This window comes from Aquirufa sp. TARAVU-A1A, from assembly GCF_054558675.1.
Genome location: NZ_JBPXKP010000001.1, coordinates 426955 through 453669 on the forward strand (window position 1 = coordinate 426955; position 26715 = coordinate 453669).

Sequence of the window (26715 nt, forward strand, 5' to 3'; positions counted from 1 at the left end):
TTTAACTCAAACCTAACTAATCAACTTATTTAAAAGTCACGTCAAAGCGGTCTAGGTTCATCACCTTTGTCCATGCTTTTACGAAATCATTGACAAATTTTGTTTGTGCGTCTTTTGTTGCATAGACTTCAGCTAAGGCACGAAGCTCAGAATTTGAACCGAAGATTAGGTCGGCACGTGTCGCTGTTGCGCGCACGTCACCTGTTTTCTCATCTGTTCCTACGAACTCTTCTTTCGTTGCGTTTGCTGGCTTCCAAGTTGTACCCATTTCTAATAAGTTCACGAAGAAATCATTGGTCAAGGCATCTTTTTTGGCCGTAAAAATTCCGTGTTTCGAGCCATTGTAATTCGTGTTCAACGCACGCATACCGCCTGTTAATACGGTCATTTCTGGCGCTGTAAGTGTTAACAATTGTGCCTTGTCTACGAACAATTCTTCTGTCGATATTGTGTATTGTGTTTTCAAGTAGTTGCGGAAACCATCAGCCATCGGTTCTAATAAGCCGATTGACGCGATATCAGTTTGCGCTTGTGAGGCGTCCATGCGGCCTGGAATAAATGGAACCGTTGTATTAACACCGGCATTTGCAGCGGCTTTTTCAACTGCGGCAGAACCACCCAACACGATTAAATCCGCGATGGATACTTTTTTCTTGCCAGATTTTGCATTGAATTCTTGCTGGATTTTTTCCAATACCGTCAAGACTTTTTCCAATTGCTTGGGATTATTAACCTCCCAATTACGTTGTGGCAATAAGCGAATGCGTGCTCCGTTTGCACCACCACGGCGATCTGAATGACGGTAAGTTGAAGCTGATGCCCACGCCGTGCTCACTAATTCGCTGATTGATAAACCGGAGTTCAACAATTTTATTTTCAAGGCCGCAATATCCGTTGCGTTGATTACCTCATGGTTCAAGGCAGGAATAGGATCTTGCCAAATCAATTGCTCCTTGGGTACCTCAGGTCCTACATACGTTGAGCTAGGACCCATGTCGCGGTGCGTTAATTTGAACCAAGCTTTGGCAAATGCTTTTGCATATACTTCTGGATTTTCTAAGAAGTTACGCGAGATTTTCTCGTATGCTGGATCCATGCGCAAGGCGATATCCGTTGTCAACATCGTTGGTTTGTGGAAGGTATTTTTGTCGAAAGCATCTGGAATGATGTTTGCACTGCTTTTCGCAACCCATTGGTTTGCACCTGCTGGGCTTTTCTCCAGCGACCACTCATTGTTGAACAATAAATGTAAATAACCAATGCCCCATTGCGTCGGAGTCGACGTCCAAGTAACTTCTAAACCCGAAGTAATCGCATCCTTTCCTTTTCCTGATTTGTAGGTACTCTTCCATCCCAAACCTTGCTCTTCGATGCCTGCTGCTTCCGGATCTGGACCCACATTGGTTGCGGGACCGGCACCGTGAGTTTTACCAAACGTGTGACCACCTGCGATTAGGGCTACAGTTTCCTCATCATTCATACCCATCCGACCAAAGGTCTCGCGGATATCTTTTGCCGATGCCACAGGATCTGGTACGCCATTCGGTCCTTCTGGGTTCACGTAGATCAAGCCCATTTGCACAGCGGCTAGTGGATTCTCTAATTTGCGACCCTCTGAATAACGGTTTTTATCATCTAACCATTTCTTCTCAGAGCCCCAATATACGTTTGCTTCTGGCTCCCATACGTCGGTACGTCCACCCGCAAAACCAAATGTTTTAAAGCCCATTTGTTCTAAAGAAACGTTTCCTGTTAAGACCATCAAGTCGGCCCAAGAAATCTTATCGCCATATTTTTGTTTAATTGGCCAAAGTAAACGACGTGCCTTATCTAAGTTGGTATTGTCTGGCCATGAATTTAATGGTGAAAAACGCTGTTGGCCCGCGCGCGAACCCCCACGTCCGTCACCTGTCCGATAGGTACCTGCGCTGTGCCAAGCCATGCGAATAAATAGGGGGCCATAATTACCAAAGTCGGCAGGCCACCAATCTTGTGATTTAGTCAAGACCGCTGCGATGTCTTTTTTCAAGGCAAAGTAGTCAAGACTTTTAAATGCTTTGATGTAGTTGAAGTCGGGACCCATCGGGTTCGACTTTTCTGAATTTTGGCGAAGTATTCCTACGTTCAATTGATTTGGCCACCAGTCTTTGTTGGTCGTTGCTGAAGGCTTCATACCCGTATGTGGGTTGATTCCTGCATGTGGATTTGCGCCGCCCGCCGCGTGTGGGTTGGCTGAATGTGGGTTTGTCCCTCCACCATGTGGATTCGAATAATCTTGAGCGATGGAAGCTGTAGATGCTAACAAGCCGCAAAGGATAAGTAGTTTTTTCATGATCGTGTTGATTTTATTCCGATTTGGTCTCGAAATTAGGTGAAGCATTTGAATAGAGAAAACTGAAATTTTCTATATTTGACATAGACAAAATCTATACAGATGAATATCCACCAATTGGAGTACATATTGGCTGTTGACCAATTAAAAAGTTTCAGTAAGGCAGCTGATTATTGCCATGTGACTCAAGCCACATTGAGTGCGATGGTGAAGAAGTTGGAGGAGCAGCTGGATATCGTAATTTTTGATCGCAAGGCTAATCCGATAGCGACTACGGAGAATGGACGTGCGATATTAGATCAGGCCCAACAAGTTGTTGCACACGCAAATGCGTTGCTCGCTTCGTCTAAAGCTATAAATCAGAAAATTGAGGGGCGTGTTAAAATGGGCATTATTCCCACGATTGCGAGTTCGATTTTGCCTCTAATAATGAAATACTTGGTGGAAAAATATCCGCTTTTATATTTGGAGATACATGAGGTTACCACGAATCAATTAGTGAAAGATTTGCGAGATGGGAAATTGGATGTTGGAATTTTAAGTACACCCATTGCGGCAACAGATTTGGAGACGGAGCTGTTGTATGTGGAAGATCTGCGTTTGTATGGACACTTGGCTGCGGGGGAAAAAAAACTGAGTAAGTCGGCTTTGAGCCAACAACGGATTTTTTTATTGCAGGAAGGACACTGTTTGCGGGATCAAATTATACAACTCTGTGACCTGAAAAAGAATAAATCATTACCGATTAATTTGTCGGTTGAATCAAACACTTTTGATACGTTACTAAATCTCGTGGACACTTTTCAAGGGATGACCTTGGTGCCTGCCTTGTATGTTCGTCAATTGAATGATGAGAGAAGGCAACATTTATTGGCTCTCGAGGATGGCACATTAAGTCGCGAAGTGAGTATCTGCTATTACAGGCCGTATGCCAAATGGAATATTATTCGCCGCCTACAAAGGGAAATTACGGAAATTGTCCAATATCACTTGGGCTAGTCACTTGATTTTTTGGTTTTTCTAATTAGCTTTGTAACACAAAGTACTTTTTATTATGAAAAATCACGAAGAACAGTTGGCCGCCATCCAAGAGATGCGGAATATGATGGATCAGGCTACTCGATTTAAGTCGATAAGTGGGATATCTGGTATGGTTGCTGGATTATTAACGTTCCTTTGTCTTTATGTGCTTTATCTTGTTACTGGGATTTCTCCATTCCAGTCGGAAGCGTTGGTGCAGATGTGGCAGTCTCCTAATCAGTTGCTGGTTGTTTACGGTTTTATCTGTTTACTTCTTACTTGTCTGGGGCTTGGAATTTTGATGGCTTGGCGTAATGCGCGGCAAAAGGGCAAGCAGATTTGGGATCCCGCAGCGCGGCAATTAACACTTAGTTTGGCGATTCCGGTACTAGTGGGTGGTATCTTTTCGATCCTTTTGATTCGCATCGGATTTGTCATATTTGTGGCGCCTGTTACCCTTTTATTTTATGGTTTGGGGCTTTGGGGAGCAAGCAAATTTACCTTGGAGGCTGTTCGTACGGTAGGAATTCTCTTTTTGGTATTAGGTCTGGTGGCTACTTATTATTGGAATTATGGCTTAGTGATTTGGGCTTTAGGTTTCGGATTAGTACATGTCATTTACGGTTTCATTATTTATATCAAATTTGAACGTGCATAATTTTATAGACGAACTGAACAAGGCCTTTGAGAGTCGTGTACGTTTGGGATTGATGTCCTTACTCGTCGTGCAAGATGAAATGGATTTTGCTCGGTTAAAAGAAGCATTACAACTGAGCGATGGTAACCTGGCGAGCCACATGCAGGCGTTAGAAAAGTTGGGCTATATAGAAGTCCACAAGCAATTTATTGGGCGCAAACCAAACACGCAATATGCGGTCACAGAATTAGGTCGTAATGCCTTTTCTGCTCATTTACTTTCGTTGGAAAAACTCATTAAACAAATGCAATCGTAGCATGAAAAATCAAATCAAAGAAAACATCCATCATGCAGCATCTTTGGAGCAATTATACCGCTCAAATCCGTCTGCATTCAAGCGTGCTTTTCATGAAATTTATCCTGAAATCCAGTCGGAGCTCAGTGCCCAAATTTGGTCTGAGCGTTTGCGGTCTCAATCAGATGAAATTTCCTGGGGAACTCGGAAAGACTGGACTTATGTAGGATTTGTTGCCGTTTTTGCCGCATTATTTATGCAGCTACCCGACCTGCTTTCCATCTCACATGATTTCTATTTTCCTCGCAATATTGCTTTTATTGTCATGCCTGGATTAGCTGGTTATTTCGCATTTAAGCAAGGTTTAACCTGGCAAAATGCCATTGTACCGTTTGGTGTACTTGTGGTTTCAATTGTATTTGTCAACCTCCTACCGAATAATCCCTCGAGCGACACATTGCTATTAACATGCCTTCATTTGCCTATTTTAGTTTGGTTGATGGCGGGTTATTTGTACAGTGGGGGCAAGCAATCAACGCCTGCTAAACAAATCGATTTTTTGCGATTTCATGGAGACTTGTTGGTGATGTGTGCCGTAATCATGTTGGCCGGTGGCCTTTTTACCGCCTTAACGATTAATTTATTTAATTTGATTGGGATTAAAATCGAAGATTTTTATTTCCGTTATTTGATTCTCTCTGTCTTTCCAACCGTGCCTTTGTTGGCGACTGTATTAGTCCAACAAAACCCCACGCTCGTTAGCAAAATATCCCCAGTTATTGCACGGATTTTTACACCTTTAGTCTCCTTGATGTTGCTTATATTTTTGGGCGTATTTACGTTTAATGGCAAAGATCCCTATAATGACCGGGAATTTTTAGTGATTTTCAATGGCATTTTATTAGGAGTCATGGCCCTATTGTTGTTTTCTGTCAGTGAAGCGACCCAAGAAAATGCCTCACAATTTCACCGAGTAACACTCGTCATTTTAGCGTTCTTAGCGATTATTAATAATTGCGTTGCATTGTCGGCCATCACCTTTCGTTTGATGGAGATGGGGATAACACCTAACCGACTGGCGGTTTTGGGCAGTAATGTGATGGTATTATTGAATTTGATTTTTGTGACAATCCAACTGCTTGGATTATTGAATGGACAAAAATCGCTTAAGGATGTAGAGAAGAGTATGACGCGTTTTTTACCATATTATGCATTCTGGGCGGCGATAGTCATTTTTGTTTTTCCTTTGATTTTTTCTTTCCAATAAGTTGATATTGATTATCAGTTTGACTGATTTAATCGCTCTCGCACTCCCTTACCTTTGGCAATCCTCCAAGGTTTGCCAAAGGTGATTGGGGATTCCCAAAGGTGAGAGAGAAAGCTAATCGGGATTCATCAGGATAGGAATCTTCTTTGATTCTATGTAAACTTACAGGAATCTAAACCTATCATGAAAAAAATACTCGCTCTGGCGCTCATCGCCAGCTCGCTTTCGGCACAAGTGCCAGCAGGCAAAAAAGCCATCAGTTCCTTGTACATCTATGACTTGGCTAGTGGAAAATCCGAGAAAATTTTGGAAGAAAAAAGGCATTTTGAGGCGCCCAATTGGTCTCGCGATGGGAAATACCTGTTGATCAATGCTTACGGAAAACTCGAAAAAATAAGCCCCAATGGTGAAAAATTAGGGGTGCTGAATTCGGGTGAGGTGCAGAAGGCCAACAATGATCATGGCTATAGTTTTGACGGAAAGACCTTATTTATTTCTAGTGCAAAAGCTGAAATCATAGAGCATACTTCGTTCATTTACAAGGTTGCTTCGGAAGGAGGAACACCGATTCAGTTAACGCCTTTGACTCCATCGTATTGGCATGGCGTGTCTCCCGACGGGAAAACGATGGTGTATTGCGCCGCGCGAAATGGGAATTATGACGTGTATTCGATGTCGACAAACGGCGGAGAAGAAATTCGCCTTACGAGCACAGATGGACTAGACGATGGGCCAGAATATTCGCCCGATGGAAAATACATTTACATCAATTCCTATCGAACTGGGATGATGCAAATTTGGCGGATGAAACCAGATGGCTCTGAGCCTGAGCAAATGACATTTGATCATTATTCCAACTGGTTTGCGCACATTGCGCCGAACAACCAAGTGGCTACAATAATTACCTACATGGAAGATCAGGTGCAGGCGCACCCTTTTGGCCGACAAATCAAATTGCGTTTATTGGATTTAAAAACGAAGCAAATTCGGGATTTGACAGAGGCGTTTTATGGCGGCCAGGGAACGATTAATGTGCCTTCTTGGAGCCCGGACGGGAAAAAGTTCGCGTATGTGCGATACGCATTAGAAGATTTGTAAATTAGTGCTTGAAAAAATAACCTATTATGAAAAATAACAGTTCCGCATCGCGCAGACGTTTTCTGCAGCAAATAGGTGCAACGAGTATGGTCGCAGCAGCGGCGCCACTTCAATCATTCGCTGCTCAGCAAAAAGCCGAAGAGCGTATTTTGCTTTACGAAAAACCGATTTCCGTTGGCGATAAAATCCGCTTGGGCGTGATTGGTTTTGGTGTGCAAGGACACTTCGATTTAGCTTCTGCCTTAAAAGTTCCCGGCGTAGAATTAGCTGGAATTTGTGATTTATATACGGGGCGCATTGAAAATGCCAAAGAACTTTATGGCAAAGATTTGTACACAACACGTAATTACAAAGAACTTTTAGATCGTCCTGATATTGATGCGGTCATCATCGCCACGCATGACGTTTGGCATGCACGCATCACGATCGACGCGCTCGCAAAAGGCAAGCACGTGTATTGCGAAAAACCGATGGTTTATAAAATCGACGAAGGACATCGCGTGATTCAAGCGCAAAAAAAATACAATAAAGTATTACAAGTAGGTTCTCAACGCGTGAGTAGCATTGGTTTGGCGAAGGCTAAGGAGATGTTGGCCAACGGTGAAATCGGGAAACTGAACATGGTGAATGCCGTGTATGATCGTCAAAGCTCAATCGGGGCATGGGAGTATACTATTCCGAAGGATGCGGATGCGTCAACATGTGATTGGAATCGTTTCATTGAGGCTACCGCCAAAATGGAATTTGATGCGAAAAAATTCTTTTGGTGGCGTGCTTTCAAAGAAGTGGGAACGGGAGTTGCGGGTGATTTATTCATTCACCTATTGAGTGGTACACACTTTATGACCAACTCAAATGGTCCCGAAACGATTTTCTCTACGGGCCAATTCAGCCATTGGAAAGACGGTCGGAACCTGCCAGATGTGATGTCGGGCGTCATGCAATATGCCGACACGCCAGAACATCCAGCATTCCAATTAACCTTGCAAGTAAACTTTGTCAGCGGAACGGGTGGACAGGAAGTGATTCGACTGATCGGCTCGGAAGGAGTGATGGATGTGAAGGGAAATACGATTTCCGTGAAGCATAGCATTATGCCAGAGGCACCAGGTTTTGGTGGATACGATTCCGTATTTACTTTCTCGAAAAGCATGCAAGATGAGATGACGAAGGAATACAATGCCAAATGGACGGAGGCACAACGCAAGCGTCCTATCAAGGAGGATGTGATTTTCAAAGCGCCTCCAGGATACGATGAGCACGTAGATCACTTTACGAATTTCTTTGATGCCATTCGCACGGGGAAACAAGTCGTGGAAGATGCGACTTTCGGATTTAGGGCGGCTGCGCCAGCATTGGCTTGTAATGAAAGTTATTTCAGCAAGAAGATTATCCAGTGGGATCCTGTGAATATGAAATTAAAATAGAAGAAGGGCGCTCGAATGAGCGCCTTTTTCGATATTTGTATCATGAATATGTTCTTGGCCGACTTTTCCATAATCAAACAAGTGCTTGATTATGGATATTTTGCATCCATTGTTTTAGGAGCGCTAGCTTTGTTCGATTTTCTGCTTCTTTTTAAACGTCCGCGTCACTTTAAAATTACTTTTGCTCTTTTTTTAGTGACATTGTGGGGATTGGATGTGCTGCTTTGGGTGGAAGTATCTTTTCATGATTTAGTTGCATGGTCTCCATTAATCAATTTTGGGATTTGGGTGACAGGCTTACTCACCTTATCCATTATAACGGAAGGACGTGTTTCCAAATGGATTGCTTGGACCGTTGTGATGATTTTTTTGTTGAATTGTTACAATTATTATATGTTGAGAGGCTACATGAACCTTCACCTAGATCGCAGAGCTGTATTTTTATTGCGAATTGTTGAGGACTTTCCCTTTGTTCAACTGATTCGATTCGCTCAACGAATCATCTTGTTAATTGCTGTTTTTCGCCTGTATCAAGTGGTGAAAAAAATACAATCAGATCGCAATTTATATGGCATGAAACTAAAGCGTTGGCTGCGAATTAGCATGTTTCTGGTGATATTTGTTGTTTTTTGTAACAATGTGGTGGCTTGGTGGGTCGTAGATACGCCCTATTATTTTGAATTTAGCCATAGTATCTATGCTTTTTTCTGCGCGGGTTTATTTTTGAATGTCATCTATCGTCCTGAATTTTTAAACAATCACGAGGTCAATAAATTTGATTTTAGGCGCTATATTTTAGCGGATCAACTTAGCCTTAATGATCAAAATTTTTTTGTTCCCTTTTTTCAGGAGATGTATTATTTGAATACGCAGGCGACGATTGAGCATTATTGCAAGCAAAACAAGATTTTGGAATCAGATCAATTTAACGAGCAAATCATACAGCGCTACAAGATGAGTTTTAGTCAGCTGGTGAATAAAAAACGCGTGGAATATTTTGTTGCTTTAGCCAAAAATCCGTCTTATTCCCATTATTCCATTGAGGCATTAGCAAAAGAATCGGGTTTTAATTCTCGAACGGCGCTTTATAAACCGTTTAAAAAGTTTCATGGGGGAACGCCAATTGATTTAATTACAGCTGTAAATCGCAGATAGTGAGCTGTCTATATTTTTGTGACATCATTTGTTGGGCTTCGACAAGCTTTGGTTGATTAGAGCATCACCTTGGGAATACCTTTGTCATCGATAATCAAACCCATCTAACAAATGTTTCGTTTAAAATTTATTTTTGGCACGCTCGTGTTCGCATATTTAATTTCAGGCTGTAAGGTAGAAGATCCGGTTGCTGATCAACCCTGTGATATAGGTACGTTCTCGTACTCTACGGATCCCAAATTTCCTAAACAAATTTCCCTAAAATGGGGAGAATCCAATACCAATAGTTTTAATAAGGAATGTACGGTTAGTTTTAGTGGTACATTCGTGGGTCGTAAAGGGCCGAATGAAACAGATTACACGAACTTGGAGAATGTTAAATATCCTACAGAGGCTTATGTTGATACAACGGTAAAACCCAATACTACCTATGAATATCGCATTTATCGTTGGAATGGAGATGCCAATGGGAATCCCAAATACTTGACTGTAGTAACACCAAGTCTTCCATTGCCTAGTTCACCAGGGGCTGTACTATTGGAGGTTACCTCACTCAATACAATATTGGTAACATGGTCAAATCATGATGCAAGTACAGCAACAGTTCCGGTAGTGGGAACAAAAGTATATCGTAAGTCTGCCGCAGATGCAAACTTCACCCTGATTGCTACCTTGGGCGCCACGGACAATTCTTATACCGATAAAGGTCTTCTTCTCGATACAGAATATACATATCAAGTTGTTCGGTTTAATAATTACGGGGATAGTCCGGTGGTTTCCCAAAAAGCACGAACGCTCAAAATGGCTACATACGAAGAGGTGACTATCAGCGGCCATACTTGGATGTTAAAGAATTTGGACGTGACAACATATCGAAATGGGGATGTGATTCCCGAAATTAAAAATTTGGCAGATTGGAATAAGGCAACGACAGGAGCTTGGTGTTATTACAATTTTGAATCAAATGCAGGTACAACCGTTTGGGGTAAATTGTATAATAAATATGCAGTCGATGATCCACGAGGTTTAGCACCCGTTGGCTATCATATTCCGACCGATATGGATTGGATGGAATTAATTACCGCAGCTGGTATGCCAGGTGCACCTAATATCAAAGCGACTACGGGCTGGAAGACCCCTTTTGTGGCAACGAATCGTACGGGATTTAGCGCTTATCCTGCAGGAGGGATTATTAGAGGGCAGTTTGATATTAAAAATGTTAGTACAGAATCTTATTTCTGGATTAAGAACCCAGGTAATAATGACATGCGTTATTATATTTACTTGCAGGCCGAAAACAATGATATCAATAAGTACCCAGATGCCTTGGAGGGAGGCTTGCATGGTTTCTCTGTTCGTTGCCGCAAAGATTAGTGATGCTAGTTCTCTGTTTTGGGGTGCCTGAAAAGGCACCCTTTTTTATGGTATGTAATCCAAGGGCAACAATTCCGCCATGCCTATACGGCCCATATCCCCCCGCATTTCAAGCGAAAATGGATCCATTAAATTTCCAGATGCGCTGAGCAATACCAAACCTTTAGGAATCAAAATCGTATAGGGATAAGGTGCATCTGGGAAGACCGGTCGGAGGACGCGCCGTTGATTAAAGACAAGTTCAATGGCATTTTGGGTATCTAAAAAATATAAATCGGTATCTCGATAGGGCTTGACCAAATCAATGGCCTGAAAGGGAAAATGTCGATTCGTTGAAATGTCAAAAAAGAATCCCCGCTTGCCAGCCGAGGTATTTTGAATCCCAGGTTTAAGTAAGTAGGCATTAAAGCCTTCGGCTTCCAATTGATTATCAAACAAGGCTTTTAAGAAATGCGAGAGTGAACCCAAATAGGCTTCTTTCCGATTTTCTTCCCAGCGTTTTTCTTGTTTGGACGAAGTAGGCCGGATTATTTCATAACGCGCCAAACCCCGGAAAGAGGTCAAATCCCTCGTCTTTTCCAGTCGGTCTAAGGTGTAGGTAATTTTATATCCCAAGCTTTGGTTTTCGATTGTCAAAGGTGCGATCGCCGTGGCGATGAGTCCGTCGTCATCTTCCTCAAAATTCACCACTTCTTTATTAAGAATTTGCACCTCCTTGCGGTTATAGCTATCTCCTAAAAAGGCTTTTTCAAAGATTCGTATTTGCTTTTCCCAGGTCTTGTCTCGGGTGGAGCTGACGCGCACTTCGTCGAGTGTTTGGTTGTCTTCTTCCAGTGTAAGATTCAGGACCTTGGATTGCCCTCGGACCTCAATAAATTGAATGCTAGGTTTATAGCCCACAAAGGATGCCACCAAACGATATCGTCCCGTGGCAATCCGATTCACGTGGTAATTCCCGGCGGAATCTGCCTGAGTCCCTAAAGTGGTGCCCTCTAGGTAAATACTTGCGCCTGGAATCCCCACACCGGTTTTAGCGTCTTTGACGCTGCCTGAAATGCGGTATTTTTCTTGCGAAAAAACAGTGAAGGAAAGGAGTAAAAAGCAAATGAGTTTCATTGTCCGCGCTTGGCTCTTAATGCTGGAAGTCCCACGCCAGCGGCATCAAATCCCCCATCGACAGCTATCATTTGGCCCGTCACATAACCCGCTTTTTCAGAACATAAAAAGTAGACGGTTTCGGCAATATCGTCAACCGTTGCCGATCGATTTAAGGGTATGCCATTGTAATAGGCCGTGATGATTTCAGGGGAATGAACGGCAGCTGCCAGTTGCGTTTTTACCGGACCCGGCGAGACACAATTCACACGAATGCCATAATCACCCAGCTCAACAGCTAATTGCTTCGTCAGGTGAACAACAGCAGCTTTGGATGTGCCATAAGCAACGCGCAAGGTACTTGCCCGAACTGCTGAAATGGAGCCGATGTTCACAACTGCTCCCCGACTCACTTTCAAGGCTGGGATAGCTGCTTGCGTGCATAGAAATACGCCATCCAGGTTGGTGGACATGATTTTACGCCAACAGTCAAAATCGGTTTCTTCGAGCGGTTTAAATTCCGCCACACCGGCATTATTAACCAATGCATCAATCCGACCAAAGGAATTCATGACGGTTTCAATCATGTGAGATACGTCGGCAGGTGATGAAATATCACAAGCAATCGCAATCGAATTTTCGATTCCTGCTGCCGCTTTTCGTACCTCGGATTCATCTCGGTCAACGAGCGCAACGCGATAGCCGTGGCTTTGAAATAATTGTGCGGTGGCTAAACCGATGCCGCGCGCAGAACCAGTGACGATGGCTACTTTGGGTGTTTGTAACATAAATAGGTCTTATTCCCTTAAAGTTAGGGAAGGATGTGGAGCCCCAACTATATTTTTGTTATTTTTATCAAAATAAACCTATCAAACATGAAACACCTTTTTTGTCAAGCTAGTCTTGCTTTGGGATTATTTGCGGGTATCGGCGCTGCTACCTGCTTTTTGCTTGGCGTTTCTGTTGCTCCCATTTTACTGATTTTATTTTTTGCCTTGTTGGCTTTAGGATTTCAAGCCTATCCCTTATTGAAAGGATTTTCGTATACATTTTTCATTTTTGCGGCTTCTACCTACGCCTTCACTTTTCCTGAAAACATGGTTAGTTATCAGGGATTTCCGTTGAAGAAATTGGTTACCCCTTTGTTGGTAGTAACGATGTTTGGCATGGGGATTCACATGAATTTATCCCGCTTTGTGGAGATTGTCAAATCGCCCAAACCCATCTTTGCTGGTATATTTTGTCATTATTTAATCATGCCGGGAATCGGTTTGGCCCTAGCGATGACGACAGATCTTCCTCCTGAAATTGCCGCCGGAATTATCTTAGTAGGTTGTTCGCCCAGCGGAGTTGCTTCGAATGTCATGGCATTTATTTCCGGGGGAAACTTAGCGCTTTCGGTGACTGTCACCGCGATTTCCACCCTGCTTGCACCCCTTTTAACCCCTTTATTGATGAAATTACTTGCCAACCAATTAGTGCCCATTAACTTTTGGGATATGTTTTGGCACATTATGGAAATAGTCATTTTCCCGGTTATTGCTGGCTTAGTCTATAATCAATATGCCTATGGCAAGCAGAAATGGCTGGATGAATTATTGCCTATTTTATCGATGGCATCCATTATTTTTATCGTGGCATTGACTGTCTCAGCGGGTCACAGTACACTTATGTCCATTGGATGGTTATTGATTTTAATCGTATTGATTCATAATCTCTTAGGTTATTTTTTCGGTTACCGGATCAGTAAATGGATGGGAATTAATGAACAGGACTCTCGAACAATTGCATTTGAAGTTGGTTTACAAAATGCGGGCTTAGCCTCAGGCATTGCAGCTAAAATGGGTTACATTGCCACGATGGGATTGGTACCCGGAATTTTTGGTTCGATGCAAAATATTACCGCATCAATTTTAGCGAATTGGTGGGGTAGAAAAAAATAGGGAGCCCCCCATTCAATACTTAAATATGATGAATTTTTTCCTCGACAAATTTCTTGAAATTCTTAACAAAGTAGGTAGTCGCTATTTTTTGTTGGCAGGCGCGGCATTTTTACTCTGTTATTTTATCCTTCGGAATCGAATTGCAGCACAGAAAATCCAAGTTCGTTTTCCTGCGACGAAAGACTATGTCAGGGAAATTCTTTTCTCTTTTTCTAGCATGTGCATTTTCGCTGGCATCGTGACAGTTGTGGTTTTTAACCCTTCCATTCGGCCCTATACGACGATTTACAAGGACATTGCCACCTACGGATGGACTTATTACTTGCTTGCTTACCCGATCATGTTTGTCCTGCACGACACCTATTTTTATTGGATACATCGCGTGATGCACCATCCTGTTTTATTCAAATGGTTTCATTTAGTGCATCATAAATCAACGAATCCTTCACCGTGGGCGGCCTATGCTTTTCATCCCCTGGAGGCGATTTTGGAAAATGGAATTATCATTTTGTTCTATTTCAGCATTCCGATGCACGTAACACATGTGCCCATTTTCTTCTTGTTTTCCATTATTTACAACATATATGGACATTTGGGCTGGGAATTGTATCCCAAAGGCTTTAGCACGACACGCGTGGGACGCTGGGTGAATACGGCCGTTGCACATAACCAGCATCACAAATATTTCACTGGAAATTACGGGCTATACTTATTGTTCTGGGACCGGATCATGGGCACGATGCGATCAGATTATGAGGAGGCTTTTGAACAGGTCAAAAGTCGAACATCTTAATTTTCATACAGAACTCCCGCACTTGCCTGCAAAGCAAAAGTAGTTTTTTGTAAGTAGGCTTTCAGGTCGGCTAGTTTCTCCGCTGCTTCCAGTGATTTCATTTCCCGACTGTTAATCAAAAATAAGGAAGATTCTCCCAATTCAAACCGGGATTCTTCGGCTCTGACAAGTGATTGGTAATTTGCCACGGCAGCTTCTTGCGTTCGAATTTGTTTTTGTAAGGCCTCAAATTGATTGTAATAATTACGCACTTTGATTGTGACCTGTACCTGCTTTTGATTTAAGTTTAATTGTTCGTTTTCCAACTTCAGTTTGGCTGCTTGGTATGCGCCCCGACCTTCTGACAGCCTAAGGGGCAGTTCAAACTTGATGCCATATTTATAATTGTTTTCCAAAAATGTAGCGCCGTAAAGTGAGGGACCGCCTTTTGATAAATGATTATAACTTACATCGATTTTAGGAAGTAGGCTTTGAAATTTTAGTTTCTTTTCGATGCCTAGGACATCCAATTTGTTTCGGTAATTATTGATCTCTGGGTGATTTTGCATTGCTTTTTCCAGCAGACTTGCTAGGTTAAGATCCGCATTTGCAAGTAGGCGAATTTCTTCGTTTGCCGCGGGAATTACCTCTTCGCTTAAGTCAACGGTGCGATTGTCTCCTGTCCATAAAAAGGCAGAAAGGCTCAGTCGGGCGTTTGCGAAATCAAGCGCCTTCGCACTCAGAATATTTTCAAATGTCTGCTTTTGTGTCAGCGCCTCTAGAGTATCTACAGCGGGCCTGTCGCCAAATTCGACACTCTTCCGTACAAAGTCTAGTCGCTTAGAAGCGTTCTGATAATTTGCCTCGACCAGTTGTAAAACCTGGTAACTTCTAACCCAAGCAATATAGCTTTCCATCGCATCTAGCAGTAGCTTGTTGAGCTCAGCACGCTGGTCCTGAATGGCCATTTTCTGCATGATTTTGGCTTGTTGGAGTGCGGCTCTTCGCTTATCCATCACGAGGTTTTTCGCCAATGGAATTTGAATACCCAGGTAGCTAGTTTGACCCATGGTTTGGCTTGGGTCCAAACGTGTACCTTGAATGTTTTCGATTCCAGCGCTCAGTTCAATTCCATACCAAGTTGGGATCGACAATGCCGGGGCATGGTAGTCGACGTAGTTTTTTCCATCCAAGGTTTTTTGCGTACTGTAGTGCTGTAAAACAGGATCAAATGCGCCTCTAGCCATGGTTAATGACGCATTTGATTGTTTAATGTCAATCAGAGTCTGCTTCACAACGGGGTGATAGTTCTGCACAATTTGCCAAAATTCCGAGGAGCTCAGGCTCTTTTGTTGCCCGAAACTACTTGAGCAGACGATAAGTAATAAGAACAATTTACTTTTCATTCTTTTGCTTTTTAGCTGGTTTTCCGCTGTAATAATCCGCCGGAAATCCGTTGATGTTTCGCCATAATTCATACCAAAGCGGTACGTCATTTAATAGCGCAATTCCTTGAGCACCTGCTCCAATACGAAGTCTTTTGGGCCATTTTTTAACCTTAGGATCTTCGACAACAATAACGCGAAATAGTCCTGAATCATTAATCGTATTTTCGACCGTTAATACTTTTCCGGCAAAGGTTCCGTAAGACTGATCAGGCCATCCGCCTGCGAAGATGATCGCAGGGTATCCATCAAATATCAGTCGGACCGCCTGTCCCGAGGCCACCAAAGGCAAGTCCACCGGTCGAACAAAAATCTCCACGGCTACATGATTATTGTCGGGAACGATGGTCAACAAATCTTCACCCTCTTTGATAATTTCCCCGATACCCGATTTTTGTGCTTGGATAATTTGACCTGCTTGCGGGGCGATGATGTAGTACATCCCATTACGAATCGTGTAATTCGTTACTTGGTTTTCAAGTTTTGCGACGTCACCACGGTTGCTTTCCACTTGGCTCAAACTTTGAAAACGATCACTCTCCGCTTTATTGATTTTTTCGCTGTATTCTTGGTCTACGCCTTTCAGCTCAATCTGCGTATTCGTGATTTCTTGTTGGGTTTGATTGACTTTATTTTCAGCAACAGTTTTTTTCGCCAATGCGTTCTGCATGGATACATTTCGTTGTTGGAATTGCGTCTGCGAAATCAGCCCTTCCCGGAACATTTTTTGATTCCGTTCGAATTGGTCTTTGGCTAAATTATAGTCGTTTTGGCTTGCGACTAATTCGGCATTTTCGCCCACTAATTTTTGTTGGAGCTGCTTGACCTTATTGCGCAATTGCTCTTGCTTATAGGTTTTTGCGTTACGCAAATTGTCCATTTGCGCGTCTGTGGCGGTTACTTTTTGTTCATAGTAACGCATGGATTCCTTTTTCGCTTGGAGTTGCTCTTGAGTCCGGGAAATTAAATTCGGGTCGAGGTACTCGCCTTTGATTTCGGTGATTTTGGCCAATGTATCTCCCGCTTGTACGGTATCTCCCTCTTTCACCCACCATTGGCTAATTTTACCCGCAATCGGGCTGTATATTTTTTGTGGTTTTTGCTCTTGATAGAGGCTGGTCACATGTCCTTTGCTTCGGATATTTTGCGTCCAAGGCAAGAAGATGAGTCCCAAAGTAATGAGCAGCAAAGCAATCAGCCAAGGTTTAATTGCCGTGCTTTTGCCTTCTTGGTAGATGTGGTCAAATGCATTAAATTTTTCCATGGTGCATGTTGATTTGTTGGTCTGTCAATTTGTTAAAATCTGTGTCGTTCGATACGACAATCACACTCGTATCCGCGGGGCGATTGATTAGGTATTTTTTGATTTTTTCGGCCGTTTGAGCATCAAGACCTTCCCAAGGTTCTTCAAGTAATAGGAGTTTTTTATCCCCACAAAGCGCGCGAAGAATCAGGATTTTGCGAATGATTGTTTGTGGCGTTTTCTTCCCGATCGGTTCGATGATTGTGTCAAATCCTTCCGGAAAATGGTGTAATAGGTCGTCAAAGCCGAGTTCATTTGCCTTTTGAAGAATGGACGCTGGGGTGATTTCTTTTTGGCCTAGGCTAATATTTTCCCAAAGGCTACCGCCAAATATTTCTTGGCCATGCAACAATACGCCTGTGTACTTGCGTAGGCTCTGTAATTTATAGTTTTGAATTGGAAAATGGTTGATTTGGAAACTGCCTAGAAAGTCTTGGTAATTGCCTGTCAACATCCGAAGCAAAATTGATTTTCCGGAGCCTTCAGGACCAGAGATACTCACCTTTTGGCCAGGTTTAATGCGTAAGGAAATCGAATCAAGCACCTTGTGATCAGCATCAAATGAAAAGCTAAAACCGGTCATCTGAATGTCTAGTCCTTTTTGGACATCCAAATCAAGCTTCCCAGATTGTTCGGTTGGACTCTCAGTGACACTCGCGATTTTTTCAAGGCCCGTGATTACATCATATGCGCTATCTAGGCTTGTGATTAATTTTTCGACTGCCCCGATGACCATCAAAATGACAATCTCGGCAGCGATAAATTCACCGATGTTTAGTTGTTGTTCGACTAATAAATAGGTACCCAATGTGAGCATTAAAATCGTTAAACTCACTTTAAAAAAGATAAGCGACTTGTATTGGAACAACAGTACTTCGAAATGTTGGGTGCGTGCCTGTAGGTAACCTCGCGTGTGTGAATTCGTTTTTTCAAAATTTAGATCCGACCCTTGGCTGAATTTAAATGATTTTAGTGTCCGCGCCATTTCATTGAAGAAGCCGACCACTTCATATTTATAATTCGATTCTTCGATGCTTGTACTAATCCCCTTTTTGCTCGTATAGTTTAAAATAAGCACAAGCAGGATGAACAGAATGACACCTAAAAGAATAAACAAGGGATGATATAATGCTAGCAATACAATACCAAAGAGGATTTGAACACTTGCGATCGGAATGTCGAGCAATAATTTGGCAAAGCCTTTCTGAATGTTTACGGTATCAAAAAAGCGGTTCACTTTTTCTGGAATGAAGTAGTGATCCATTTGCTTTAAATCTAAACGAGGAATCGTATCCGCAAAGGCATAGGCGTAGTTGGCAAATATCCGCTGCTGTATCGTTTCAATAATTTTCATTTGATTGATTTGCAGGAGGCCAACTAAAAACACGCCCAACACAACTAAGAAAATAAGGACATAAATGGAGCTGACCATCGTCGCGCCCATGACCAAACCGATGATGGTTTGTACGCCTAGCGGAAGACTTAAGTTGATCAAACCACTGAGCATGGAGAAGAGGTAAATGGATGTAACCTCCTTTTTATGCAGATTTACCAATGAAGCGATGCGCGATAATGGATTTGAATGTGTCATGTTATAACGGTTGTGGCACAAAACTAAAAATACTTTTTTAAATAATAGTAATACTATTGCAAATAAAATTAAAATATATTTTGTGATAGTATTATTATCGCCTATTTTTGTCGGGTTAAATGTATATAACCATGGATTATTCATTAAGTTTTAAGGTCAACGAGCATATTTATTTACGGGATCCGGATGGAACTGAATTAGGGAAGCAGATTGTCAAACATGCGATTGAATTAATTTACAAGGTTGGATTTGAACATTTTACGTTTAAAAAGTTGGCCTTAGAAATGAATACGACAGAAGCTTCGATCTATCGCTATTTTACAAATAAGCATCGTTTATTGCTATACATCCTAAATTGGTATTGGTCGTATATGGAATATTTGGTGGTTGTACAGCTTGAACCGATCCAAGATTTACGAGCCAAACTTGAACGTGTGGTGGAGTTGTTTACCAGGGAATTGCCAGAACGTTTTGGGCAATCAGATTACAATAAAAATTTCTTGCATCAAATTGTCATTTCAGAAAGTAGCAAGGTTTACCTGGTGAAAGAGGTCAAAGAAATCAATGAAAATGAGGTATTTAAGCCTTATAAAGATTTGTGCGCGCGGATTTCAGATTTAATTAAGGCCTACCAGCCTGCATATCCATTTCCACATTCCTTGAGTACAACGTTAATTGAGACAGCTCATTCGCAGCTATTTTTCAGTACCTTTTTGCCTAAGCTTACGGATGTACAGGACTTGCCTAAGGAATCATTTGTGGAGCAATATTTAAAAGACTTATTGTTTAAGGTATTGTCAAATTAGATTATTCCTTCCGATTTCAAAAAAATTTAAAATTTTAATATTTTGATTGTGGTTCATTGCTGGCGCTGATTGCAAAGTGCTATTATTTGACGAAATAATACTATTGGGTGTATATAGGTTAGGGTAGTTTTGTTCAAGCAAACGCGAAAATCTGTTAACCTATAAATACCTTAATTATGTCAAACGCAAGACCAACATTTAAGTCGCACTACGACAATTTCATTGGGGGCAAATTCGTCCCACCCGTTAAAGGAGAATATTTTGAAAATTATAGCCCTGTCGATGGGAAGTTAATAGCCAAAGCCGCGAGATCTAGTGCGGAAGATATTGAGTTAGCTTTGGATGCCGCTCACAAAGCTTTTGAAACGTGGGGCAAATCTTCAGTCAATCACCGCTCGACAATTTTATTGAAAATTGCAGATGCCATCGAAGCAAACCTAAGCTATTTGGCAACGGTTGAAACGATTGATAATGGCAAACCCATCCGCGAGACGGTGAATGTTGACCTGCCGCTTGTTATCGATCATTTCCGTTATTTTGCGGGGTGTTTACGTGCTGAGGAAGGTACGATTTCAGAACACGACGAAAATACGGTAAGTATTTGCTTGCATGAGCCGATTGGCGTTGTGGGTCAAATTATCCCATGGAACTTCCCTTTATTAATGGCTACATGGAAAATTGCGCCAGCCTTGGCCGCAGGATGTTGTACAGTTGTTAAGCCTGCTGAGCAAACACCTACTTCGATTATGTGTTTATTGGAAATCATCAAAGATATTGTTCCTGCAGGTGTATTGAATGTAGTGACAGGTTTTGGTCCTGAGGCTGGAAAACCTTTGGCACAATCGCCGCGTATTTCGAAAGTTTCCTTTACAGGAGAAACAACGACTGGGCGTTTAATTATGCAATATGCCTCTGAAAACTTGATTCCTGTAACGATGGAATTAGGAGGAAAGTCGCCAAATATTTTCTTCCCATCCGTTGCAGATGCCGACGATGATTTCTTTGACAAGGCCGTCGAAGGGGCTGTTTTATTTGCCGTGAATCAAGGAGAAGTATGTACATGTCCGTCGCGTATTTTGGTACATGAAAGTATCTATGAAAAATTCATGAGTCGGGTTATCGCACGAACAAAGGCAATCAAAATGGGTGATCCATTGGATTCTAATACGATGATGGGTGCGCAGGCTTCGAATGACCAATACGAAAAAATCCAATCCTATTTGAAGTTGGGTGTGGAGGAAGGAGCCGAAGTTCTTTGTGGGGGAGATGTTCAAAAGTTGCCAGGGGACTTAGCTAATGGCTATTATATTCAGCCGACACTTTTTAAAGGACATAACAAGATGCGGATTTTCCAAGAGGAGATCTTTGGACCTGTGGTTTGTGTAACGACGTTTAAGACGACGGAGGAGGCAATTGAAATTGCAAATGATACCTTATATGGCTTAGGCGCGGGTGTTTGGACACGCGATGCTCATGAATTGTATCAAGTACCTCGTGCGATTCAAGCGGGTCGCGTTTGGGTGAATTGCTACCATGCCTATCCAGCGCATGCTCCTTTTGGAGGATATAAAAAGTCTGGATTCGGTCGAGAAACGCATAAAATGATGTTGGGCCATTACCGTCAAACAAAAAATATGCTTGTTTCTTACGATAAGAAAAAGCTAGGTTTCTTTTAATTTGATTTCTTATATTTCATTTGTCGCAGGGTATCTTATCCTGCGACTATTTTTATGAAAACACCTCGCGTCATTATTTCTGATCAGGCCCAACTCGTTGTCGAGCAATTGCAAGCTCGGTTTGGTGCGCTTATGTTTCACCAAAGTGGGGGCTGTTGTGATGGTTCACAACCCATGTGCTTTGAAAAGGGCGATTTTATCATAGGCAATTCGGATGTTTGTTTAGGTGAAATTGCCGATTGTGAATTTTGGATGAGTAAAGACCAACAGGAATATTGGCAGTACACCCAATTGACCATTGATGTTGTCCCAGGTCGCGGTTCATCCTTTTCACTCGAAATCCCGATGGGTTTACGCTTTATCACGCAATCGCGCTTGTTTACCGAGGAAGAACGCGAGAACTTAACGCCTTTGCGCTACTTAGATTGATTTAATTGTTGGTATTGTTTGGGTGTGATTCCCTCGTGCATTTTAAACGCCCGAATAAAATAATTGGCATCTTCAAAGCCTGCTTCGTAACAGACATTTTTGATGTACATCGTCTGATCCTTCAACAATGATTTTGCGAGCTTGATCCGCTCAAGAATAATTAATTCAATTGGGCTGATGCCTAATTCTCGTTTAATCATCCGATACAAGGTCGCCGGACTCATGCCGCATTGTTTGGCAATTAATTTTAGATTTATTTTTTGCCCGATGTTCTGACGAACGATCAGTAAAATATTGTTCAAAATAGGGTTTGGTGTCAAATCGAAGCCTTTTTCGATTGCTGTGACCGATTGCGTTTGAATAATGTGAATCAATAATTCCTGAATGGCTAAATCGGCTAATACATCTTTCGTGATCGAGGTACTTTGACAAACTTGAATGAGTTTATTAATTGTCAGTGCTAAGTCCTCATTGTTGTAGAAGAAATAATTTCGATCGTCTAATTGCCAAAAATTCGCTTTCCCTTCTTTTGGATAGCGTTCATTCAAAAAATCGAGTGTATCCACAATCTTTTTGTTATCAATCGCTAATGCCAAACACTGGGTCGGATTGTCAAGCTCAGCTTCCGGAAAGTCAATTTTCATTTCCACATTTGCAGGAATAATAACGGATTCACCTGGTAGGTAATCGAAGGCTGGGTCTTCGAATAAATGCATAACCTTTTTGCCGCGTAACATGCTTGTTACGACTAAATCATTAAAAGCCAAAGGAACCCTATGTGCCTGTTGATAGGTCTCAAAGAGGTTGAGCTCACAATGATCCAAGTTGTATATGGTCCGATTCTCGACCAATGTTTTTAATGATTTTTCGTGCGTCAAAGCTGGCGCATCTAAGACAACTTTCTGAGCTTTTAGCATGTGAAAAGCCGAGGCGTTTAAATAGGTTAACAGATTGATTACTAAGGTAATTAAATTCTAAAATATTCAAAAAAAAACGACCCAATTGGGCCGTTTTTTAAATCTTATTTAGTTGTTCCTTATTGCATTTGTTGCATATCAGCCCCGCTGTTATTATTTCGTTTCATTTGACTCATGTCAAACTTCCCGAAACGTACGGATAAAGTTAAACGCACTTGCTGTGGATTTGAAATCCGATACGATGTCTGCGTAAATCCATCTCCTAAGGAAACGCGTGTATTTCCTCGTGATTTCGTGATGTCATTGAATGCTAATGTCAATGATGCCATATCGTTTTTCAAGAAGGACTTTTTAATCGCTAAGTCAATTCCAAAATACGGCTCAACATAACCTTGAGAAGAACTTTGAGCTTGCATGCCTGGAGGGCCCATTTGGCCTTGATTTTGACTTACTGGCATATTCGTTTTGCCTTGGTAATCACCTGATAATTGAATCACCCATTTATTCGGCAAAATGAAATTGTTGTTGATCTTACCAAAGGCTGTCCACATTCCATCGGCTACTGCGCCTGAACCTTCAATGTTGCTTGTGTTGATCTTCGAATTATACACGTTCACGTTAGCCGTAAAATCCCACCAGTTTTGAAACTTGTTGGTATACGTTAACTCAGCCCCATAATTAATACTCGAATTCGCATTGATAAATGTATTTATCAAATCCATCTTGCCGCTGATCGGGTTGATTTCTTTGCTGTAATAACGCGTAATCAAATTGTCCGTGTATTTGTAATAACCCGAGAACAAGAATGTTGCTGACCCTTTTGTCTTGCTATAAGAAAGTTCGCCAGATGTTGTGAATTCAGGCACCAAATTTGCATTTCCACGGGTGATATTTAAGCTATCGCTATAATCAACAAATGGGATGATTTGGAAGAAATTAGGCCGATTTACCCGGCGCGTAATGCTTAATTGTAATTGATCCGTTTTCGATAAATCCTTCTTCAAGAAGATGGAAGGGAATAAGCTCAATGGATACTTGTTACTGAATTGTTGTTTGGTATTTAACAATTCCCCTGAATAGTTCGAACTCTCGCCACGCAAACCTAATTTATACGAGAAGGCCGTTGTTTTGCCTGAAACGGATACATAAGCCGCATAGACATCATTTGTACTGGAATAATTGATGGATGCTGATGTGATTTCTTTGTAGATTTCTGATCCAACGGGCTTTAAGGTGTTAGTGTTTGTATTGGCCAACTCATTAATTTGAGCTCTTAAACCCATTTCAATCGTACCCTCGTTTTTGATGGGTTTTACATAATCCGTTTGAATCGTGATGAACTTGTTCTTGCCATCTCCTACGTTCTTTTGGATTTGAGAACCTGTAATGGCGTTATTGTTTAGGTAGTTGGTCGTAATCACCGACTCCCCTTTATTCGTTCCGCCAAAGAAGTTCATGTCCATTGTTAATTCTTCGCCAGCTTTCGGGAAGGTGTGTTTGAAGCCAAACTGAAAACCTTGTGGTTTAAATTCACGTAAACTTTCCGTGTAACGATTGCTGAATGATTTCACGCCGTTCACAGTACTTGTGATGTCCAAGGTTTCATTGGGTCTAAATTGACCACCTCCACCGAAGAATGCACCTAAAGTTATCGTTGACCGATTTGTTACTGCGTAATCCGCTGAGAAACGTGGGAAAAGCATGAAGCCTTTCGTTGAGTTGTCAAGGTTTTGATAAATGGAAGATTGAATACCGCCAATGTTCGCCTGACGATCGCTATATCCATTGGAAACATTTCGCTCCATCATGTTCATGATTGTTGCCGTCAAGTTCCATTTGTTTTGTTGGTAGCTGAAATTACCCATCAAATTGGTTCCCCCTCTACGGTTAACGCCCGCATTCACCATCCCATTGTAACCATTCTTTTTGTTTTTCTTTAATACAATATTGATGATGCCCGCCATGCTACCCGACGCATCATATTTCGCTGATGGGTTCGTGATAACCTCTACTTTTTCGATAATATCGGCTGGGATTTGATCCATGGAAAGGGTGGTAGGCCGACCGTCGATGAATAAAATCGGGTTTGCATTACGCACTTTTACGTTGCCATCGATATCCACTTGAACAGATGGAATATTACGCATTACGTCGATCGCAGTACCTCCAGAAGTCACGATGTTTTGTCCTACGTTGAAGGATTTTTTATCGATATCCATTTCAACAAGCGCTTTTGTACCTGTTACGACGACAGCGTCAAGTTCTTTGGAGTCGGTTGCTAATTTGATATTTCCCAAATCTTTTTCGAAGGCAGCCATCATTTTTGCCATCATTTCTGGATCGGGCGCTTGTCCGGGTTTCATGCCACCCATGGGAGGCATTGCGAAAGCGATAGGAGCCTCATAATTTGTGAAACCTACAAAGCTGATTTTGATTTTCAACTTAACGTTGATTGGAATCTCTTTGAAATTAAAGTCCCCATTCAATTCGGCTTGTTGGGCCTTCACCAAAATATCTTTCGGTTTTTTTGTTGCCGGGTCGATCGTCGTTTTCAACAAAACAACCGATGCGAATTCGACGGGCTTTCCTTGATCGTCAACGACTTTTCCATAGACGTGGCCGCGATTCATGTCGGGCATTTTGGCTCCGGCTGGAGCTCCTGGAACTTGCGCGAATGCAAATAATGTGCTAATCGAAACAAGGGTAGTTAGAATGAATTTTTTCATTAGGCGGATTGAATAATATTGTACCTCAAAGATACATTGATGAATTTTTAGTCTGTTAATTTTTCTGCTCAGCGGTCGAATGTATAGATGAAAGTGGGGAATGTTGAGTTTAGACGTTGGTCTAAAGTCCGTAGTCCGAAGTCCGGAGTCGTTATTCTTTTGATTAAAATTAGGGATGACTTAAATCAATTTCCTCCGGACTAATTTCCCTCCGGACTTGTCACAATCCCCCTTCCCAAACCAAACAAGATCGTATTTGCCAGCGCCGCACATCCGAAAATGATAATCGCCATGGTGAAAGGAGTTCCGTCGAAAAGTAAACCTACTAACACGGAACAAACGGCTCCCCAAGCCATTTGGATAGATCCTAACATGGCTGAAGCCGTACCTGCTCCTTGATGAAAGGGTCGCAAGGCTAATGTGGCTACATTGGGAAAGTTGAAACCTTGACAACCCATAATCAAAAAGAGCAAGAAGATATTCAGCTCCATCGTCATCAAATTCAGCTTAGATAAGATGGCTAAAATTAGCGCAAGTCCCAATTGCGTTGGCAACGTCACACGTAATACCTGCAAACTGCTGTATTTCTTTAGAACAATGTGATTTAGTTGGCTTGCGGAGATAATTCCGGATGCAACAATGGCAAACAACAAGCCGAATTTCGATTCACTTACTTGGTAATAATTCAAGAAAGTTAAGGGTGCTCCCCCCACATAGGTAAAAATACTGCCGGCACCAATCGCACCGGTAAAGGCAAAAATCAAATATTCCTTTTCCTTGAACAAGGCGCGGTAAGCTTTGGCAATCGTCGCAACCTTAAACGGCCCTCGTTTTTCGTGATTGATCTTTTCAGGCAACCAAGATTTTATCAAGAAGATGATAACCAACAAGATGCCGGCTAGGACTAAGAAGATCGCTTTCCAACTCGCTAATGTCAATAAAAGACTTCCTAAAGAAGGTGCTAAAATGGGCGAGACGCCGAGAATCAAAATCATTAATGACATGATTTTTGGACGTTCTTTCTCTTCAAAAGTTTCGCGAATCACAGCGTTTGGGGCAACCATTCCCACACTCCCGCCGAGTGCTTGAAACAAGCGGAAGATGGTTAATGCCTCCACAGATGGTGCAAAGGCACATGCGATGGAGCTTAGTACATAAATGGACAGCCCGATGTACAACACATTTTTCCGGCCAAAATGATCCAATAAGGGCCCGCTGATTAATTGGCCTAAACAAATTCCAAAAAAGAAACTCGATAAGGTATATCCCATTTCTTCCTGTGAGCAGTTTAATGCCGCTGCAATATTTTTGAAAGCTGGGAGGTACATGTCGATGGACAAGGGTCCAATCGCGGATAATATTCCAAGAACCAAAATGATTTTGGTTCGATTTGATGCTTGAGTCATG

22 protein-coding genes are annotated in these 26715 nt (G+C 42.0%); 13 read left to right on the top strand and 9 right to left on the bottom strand.

The window, feature by feature from the left end; translation table 11 throughout:
* Positions 1–25: 25 nt before the first annotated feature.
* Entirely contained in the window at positions 26–2173 is a 2148-nt protein-coding gene (gene katG, locus V7S75_RS02065; protein ID WP_459511148.1) for a catalase/peroxidase HPI, read from the bottom strand.
* Positions 2174–2434: 261 nt separating this feature from the next.
* On the opposite strand from katG, the gene V7S75_RS02070 reads away from it, so the two are divergent.
* The 8 genes from V7S75_RS02070 to V7S75_RS02105 all read left to right on the top strand — a co-directional run bounded on the left by V7S75_RS02070 (position 2435) and on the right by V7S75_RS02105 (position 10605).
* On the top strand, positions 2435–3331 hold the full coding sequence (locus V7S75_RS02070) for a LysR substrate-binding domain-containing protein (RefSeq protein ID WP_459511029.1): 897 nt from the start codon (positions 2435–2437) through the stop codon (positions 3329–3331).
* A 55-nt stretch (positions 3332–3386) separates the two neighbouring features.
* Positions 3387–4010 (top strand): hypothetical protein, encoded by a 624-nt coding sequence (locus tag V7S75_RS02075; RefSeq protein WP_459511030.1) that lies wholly within the window; start codon positions 3387–3389, stop codon positions 4008–4010.
* The gene (locus V7S75_RS02080; protein ID WP_459511031.1) at positions 4003–4305 is read left to right on the top strand and encodes a winged helix-turn-helix domain-containing protein; all 303 of its coding nucleotides are present in this window, start codon (positions 4003–4005) and stop codon (positions 4303–4305) included. The genes V7S75_RS02075 and V7S75_RS02080 overlap by 8 nt, the downstream gene beginning before the upstream one ends.
* Position 4306: 1 nt before the next feature.
* Positions 4307–5551: a hypothetical protein gene (locus V7S75_RS02085; RefSeq protein WP_459511032.1), complete on the top strand. Its 1245-nt coding sequence runs from the start codon at positions 4307–4309 to the stop codon at positions 5549–5551.
* A 183-nt stretch (positions 5552–5734) separates the two neighbouring features.
* Positions 5735–6649, top strand: coding sequence for a TolB family protein (locus V7S75_RS02090; protein ID WP_459511033.1), 915 nt, complete (start codon positions 5735–5737; stop codon positions 6647–6649).
* 26 nt (positions 6650–6675) lie between these two features.
* Positions 6676–8076 carry a Gfo/Idh/MocA family protein gene (locus tag V7S75_RS02095; protein ID WP_377974153.1) on the top strand — a complete coding sequence of 467 codons (1401 nt, stop codon included), beginning with the start codon at positions 6676–6678 and terminating at the stop codon, positions 8074–8076.
* 42 nt (positions 8077–8118) lie between these two features.
* Positions 8119–9231, top strand: coding sequence for a helix-turn-helix domain-containing protein (locus tag V7S75_RS02100; protein ID WP_459511034.1), 1113 nt, complete (start codon positions 8119–8121; stop codon positions 9229–9231).
* Between the two features lie 111 nt (positions 9232–9342).
* Entirely contained in the window at positions 9343–10605 is a 1263-nt protein-coding gene (locus V7S75_RS02105) for a fibrobacter succinogenes major paralogous domain-containing protein (protein WP_459511035.1), read from the top strand.
* 45 nt (positions 10606–10650) lie between these two features.
* Here the strand turns inward: V7S75_RS02105 and V7S75_RS02110 are convergent, their stop codons facing one another.
* Both V7S75_RS02110 and V7S75_RS02115 read right to left on the bottom strand, forming a co-directional pair.
* The gene (locus V7S75_RS02110) at positions 10651–11721 is read right to left on the bottom strand and encodes a carboxypeptidase-like regulatory domain-containing protein (protein WP_459511036.1); all 1071 of its coding nucleotides are present in this window, start codon (positions 11719–11721) and stop codon (positions 10651–10653) included.
* Entirely contained in the window at positions 11718–12488 is a 771-nt protein-coding gene (locus tag V7S75_RS02115; RefSeq protein ID WP_459511037.1) for an SDR family NAD(P)-dependent oxidoreductase, read from the bottom strand. Before V7S75_RS02115 ends, V7S75_RS02110 begins: the two co-directional genes overlap by 4 nt.
* Positions 12489–12575: 87 nt before the next feature.
* Here V7S75_RS02115 and V7S75_RS02120 point away from each other — a divergent pair, with 87 nt between their 5' ends.
* The gene (locus V7S75_RS02120) at positions 12576–13643 is read left to right on the top strand and encodes a bile acid:sodium symporter family protein (protein WP_459511038.1); all 1068 of its coding nucleotides are present in this window, start codon (positions 12576–12578) and stop codon (positions 13641–13643) included.
* 25 nt (positions 13644–13668) lie between these two features.
* Positions 13669–14436 carry a sterol desaturase family protein gene (locus tag V7S75_RS02125; protein WP_459511039.1) on the top strand — a complete coding sequence of 256 codons (768 nt, stop codon included), beginning with the start codon at positions 13669–13671 and terminating at the stop codon, positions 14434–14436.
* On the opposite strand, the gene V7S75_RS02130 is transcribed toward V7S75_RS02125, so the two are convergent.
* From V7S75_RS02130 to V7S75_RS02140, 3 genes are read right to left on the bottom strand one after another with little or no spacing between them, the layout of a single operon-like run.
* The gene (locus tag V7S75_RS02130) at positions 14433–15821 is read right to left on the bottom strand and encodes a TolC family protein (RefSeq protein ID WP_459511040.1); all 1389 of its coding nucleotides are present in this window, start codon (positions 15819–15821) and stop codon (positions 14433–14435) included. The genes V7S75_RS02125 and V7S75_RS02130 overlap by 4 nt on opposite strands.
* Complete coding sequence (locus V7S75_RS02135; protein ID WP_459511041.1) at positions 15811–17124, bottom strand: HlyD family secretion protein; 1314 nt, start codon at positions 17122–17124, stop codon at positions 15811–15813. Before V7S75_RS02135 ends, V7S75_RS02130 begins: the two co-directional genes overlap by 11 nt.
* Positions 17111–18754, bottom strand: coding sequence for a peptidase domain-containing ABC transporter (locus tag V7S75_RS02140; protein WP_459511042.1), 1644 nt, complete (start codon positions 18752–18754; stop codon positions 17111–17113). Before V7S75_RS02140 ends, V7S75_RS02135 begins: the two co-directional genes overlap by 14 nt.
* A 131-nt stretch (positions 18755–18885) precedes the next feature.
* Between V7S75_RS02140 and V7S75_RS02145 the strand changes: the two genes are divergently transcribed.
* The 3 genes from V7S75_RS02145 to V7S75_RS02155 all read left to right on the top strand — a co-directional run bounded on the left by V7S75_RS02145 (position 18886) and on the right by V7S75_RS02155 (position 21665).
* A complete protein-coding gene (locus V7S75_RS02145) occupies positions 18886–19560 on the top strand; it encodes a TetR/AcrR family transcriptional regulator (RefSeq protein ID WP_459511043.1) in 675 nt (224 codons plus the stop codon).
* A 176-nt stretch (positions 19561–19736) separates the two neighbouring features.
* Entirely contained in the window at positions 19737–21236 is a 1500-nt protein-coding gene (locus tag V7S75_RS02150; protein ID WP_459511044.1) for an aldehyde dehydrogenase family protein, read from the top strand.
* Between the two features lie 54 nt (positions 21237–21290).
* Positions 21291–21665 carry a DUF779 domain-containing protein gene (locus tag V7S75_RS02155; RefSeq protein WP_459511045.1) on the top strand — a complete coding sequence of 125 codons (375 nt, stop codon included), beginning with the start codon at positions 21291–21293 and terminating at the stop codon, positions 21663–21665.
* Here the strand turns inward: V7S75_RS02155 and V7S75_RS02160 are convergent.
* The 3 genes from V7S75_RS02160 to V7S75_RS02170 all read right to left on the bottom strand — a co-directional run bounded on the left by V7S75_RS02160 (position 21653) and on the right by V7S75_RS02170 (position 26714).
* Positions 21653–22582 carry an AraC family transcriptional regulator gene (locus tag V7S75_RS02160; protein WP_459511046.1) on the bottom strand — a complete coding sequence of 310 codons (930 nt, stop codon included), beginning with the start codon at positions 22580–22582 and terminating at the stop codon, positions 21653–21655. The genes V7S75_RS02155 and V7S75_RS02160 overlap by 13 nt on opposite strands.
* A 119-nt stretch (positions 22583–22701) precedes the next feature.
* Positions 22702–25308 carry a TonB-dependent receptor gene (locus tag V7S75_RS02165; protein WP_459511047.1) on the bottom strand — a complete coding sequence of 869 codons (2607 nt, stop codon included), beginning with the start codon at positions 25306–25308 and terminating at the stop codon, positions 22702–22704.
* Between the two features lie 200 nt (positions 25309–25508).
* Positions 25509–26714 carry a multidrug effflux MFS transporter gene (locus V7S75_RS02170; RefSeq protein WP_459511048.1) on the bottom strand — a complete coding sequence of 402 codons (1206 nt, stop codon included), beginning with the start codon at positions 26712–26714 and terminating at the stop codon, positions 25509–25511.
* Position 26715 lies beyond the last annotated feature (1 nt).

Excerpts from the sequence above, each read along its gene's own strand:
- V7S75_RS02140 (WP_459511042.1), bottom strand. The coding sequence starts at position 18,754 with ATGACACATTCAAATCCATTATCGCGCATCGCTTCATTGGTAAATCTG.
- V7S75_RS02155 (WP_459511045.1), top strand. The coding sequence starts at position 21,291 with ATGAAAACACCTCGCGTCATTATTTCTGATCAGGCCCAACTCGTTGTC.
- katG (WP_459511148.1), bottom strand. The coding sequence starts at position 2,173 with ATGAAGCCTTCAGCAACGACCAACAAAGACTGGTGGCCAAATCAATTG.
- V7S75_RS02125 (WP_459511039.1), top strand. The coding sequence starts at position 13,669 with ATGATGAATTTTTTCCTCGACAAATTTCTTGAAATTCTTAACAAAGTA.
- V7S75_RS02110 (WP_459511036.1), bottom strand. The coding sequence starts at position 11,721 with ATGAAACTCATTTGCTTTTTACTCCTTTCCTTCACTGTTTTTTCGCAA.
- V7S75_RS02170 (WP_459511048.1), bottom strand. The coding sequence starts at position 26,714 with ATGACTCAAGCATCAAATCGAACCAAAATCATTTTGGTTCTTGGAATA.
- V7S75_RS02105 (WP_459511035.1), top strand. The coding sequence starts at position 9,343 with ATGTTTCGTTTAAAATTTATTTTTGGCACGCTCGTGTTCGCATATTTA.
- V7S75_RS02120 (WP_459511038.1), top strand. The coding sequence starts at position 12,576 with ATGAAACACCTTTTTTGTCAAGCTAGTCTTGCTTTGGGATTATTTGCG.
- V7S75_RS02075 (WP_459511030.1), top strand. The coding sequence starts at position 3,387 with ATGAAAAATCACGAAGAACAGTTGGCCGCCATCCAAGAGATGCGGAAT.
- V7S75_RS02145 (WP_459511043.1), top strand. The coding sequence starts at position 18,886 with ATGGATTATTCATTAAGTTTTAAGGTCAACGAGCATATTTATTTACGG.
- V7S75_RS02165 (WP_459511047.1), bottom strand. The coding sequence starts at position 25,308 with ATGAAAAAATTCATTCTAACTACCCTTGTTTCGATTAGCACATTATTT.
- V7S75_RS02070 (WP_459511029.1), top strand. The coding sequence starts at position 2,435 with ATGAATATCCACCAATTGGAGTACATATTGGCTGTTGACCAATTAAAA.
- V7S75_RS02115 (WP_459511037.1), bottom strand. The coding sequence starts at position 12,488 with ATGTTACAAACACCCAAAGTAGCCATCGTCACTGGTTCTGCGCGCGGC.
- V7S75_RS02095 (WP_377974153.1), top strand. The coding sequence starts at position 6,676 with ATGAAAAATAACAGTTCCGCATCGCGCAGACGTTTTCTGCAGCAAATA.
- V7S75_RS02150 (WP_459511044.1), top strand. The coding sequence starts at position 19,737 with ATGTCAAACGCAAGACCAACATTTAAGTCGCACTACGACAATTTCATT.
- V7S75_RS02160 (WP_459511046.1), bottom strand. The coding sequence starts at position 22,582 with ATGCTAAAAGCTCAGAAAGTTGTCTTAGATGCGCCAGCTTTGACGCAC.
- V7S75_RS02100 (WP_459511034.1), top strand. The coding sequence starts at position 8,119 with ATGAATATGTTCTTGGCCGACTTTTCCATAATCAAACAAGTGCTTGAT.
- V7S75_RS02130 (WP_459511040.1), bottom strand. The coding sequence starts at position 15,821 with ATGAAAAGTAAATTGTTCTTATTACTTATCGTCTGCTCAAGTAGTTTC.
- V7S75_RS02085 (WP_459511032.1), top strand. The coding sequence starts at position 4,307 with ATGAAAAATCAAATCAAAGAAAACATCCATCATGCAGCATCTTTGGAG.
- V7S75_RS02135 (WP_459511041.1), bottom strand. The coding sequence starts at position 17,124 with ATGGAAAAATTTAATGCATTTGACCACATCTACCAAGAAGGCAAAAGC.
- V7S75_RS02090 (WP_459511033.1), top strand. The coding sequence starts at position 5,735 with ATGAAAAAAATACTCGCTCTGGCGCTCATCGCCAGCTCGCTTTCGGCA.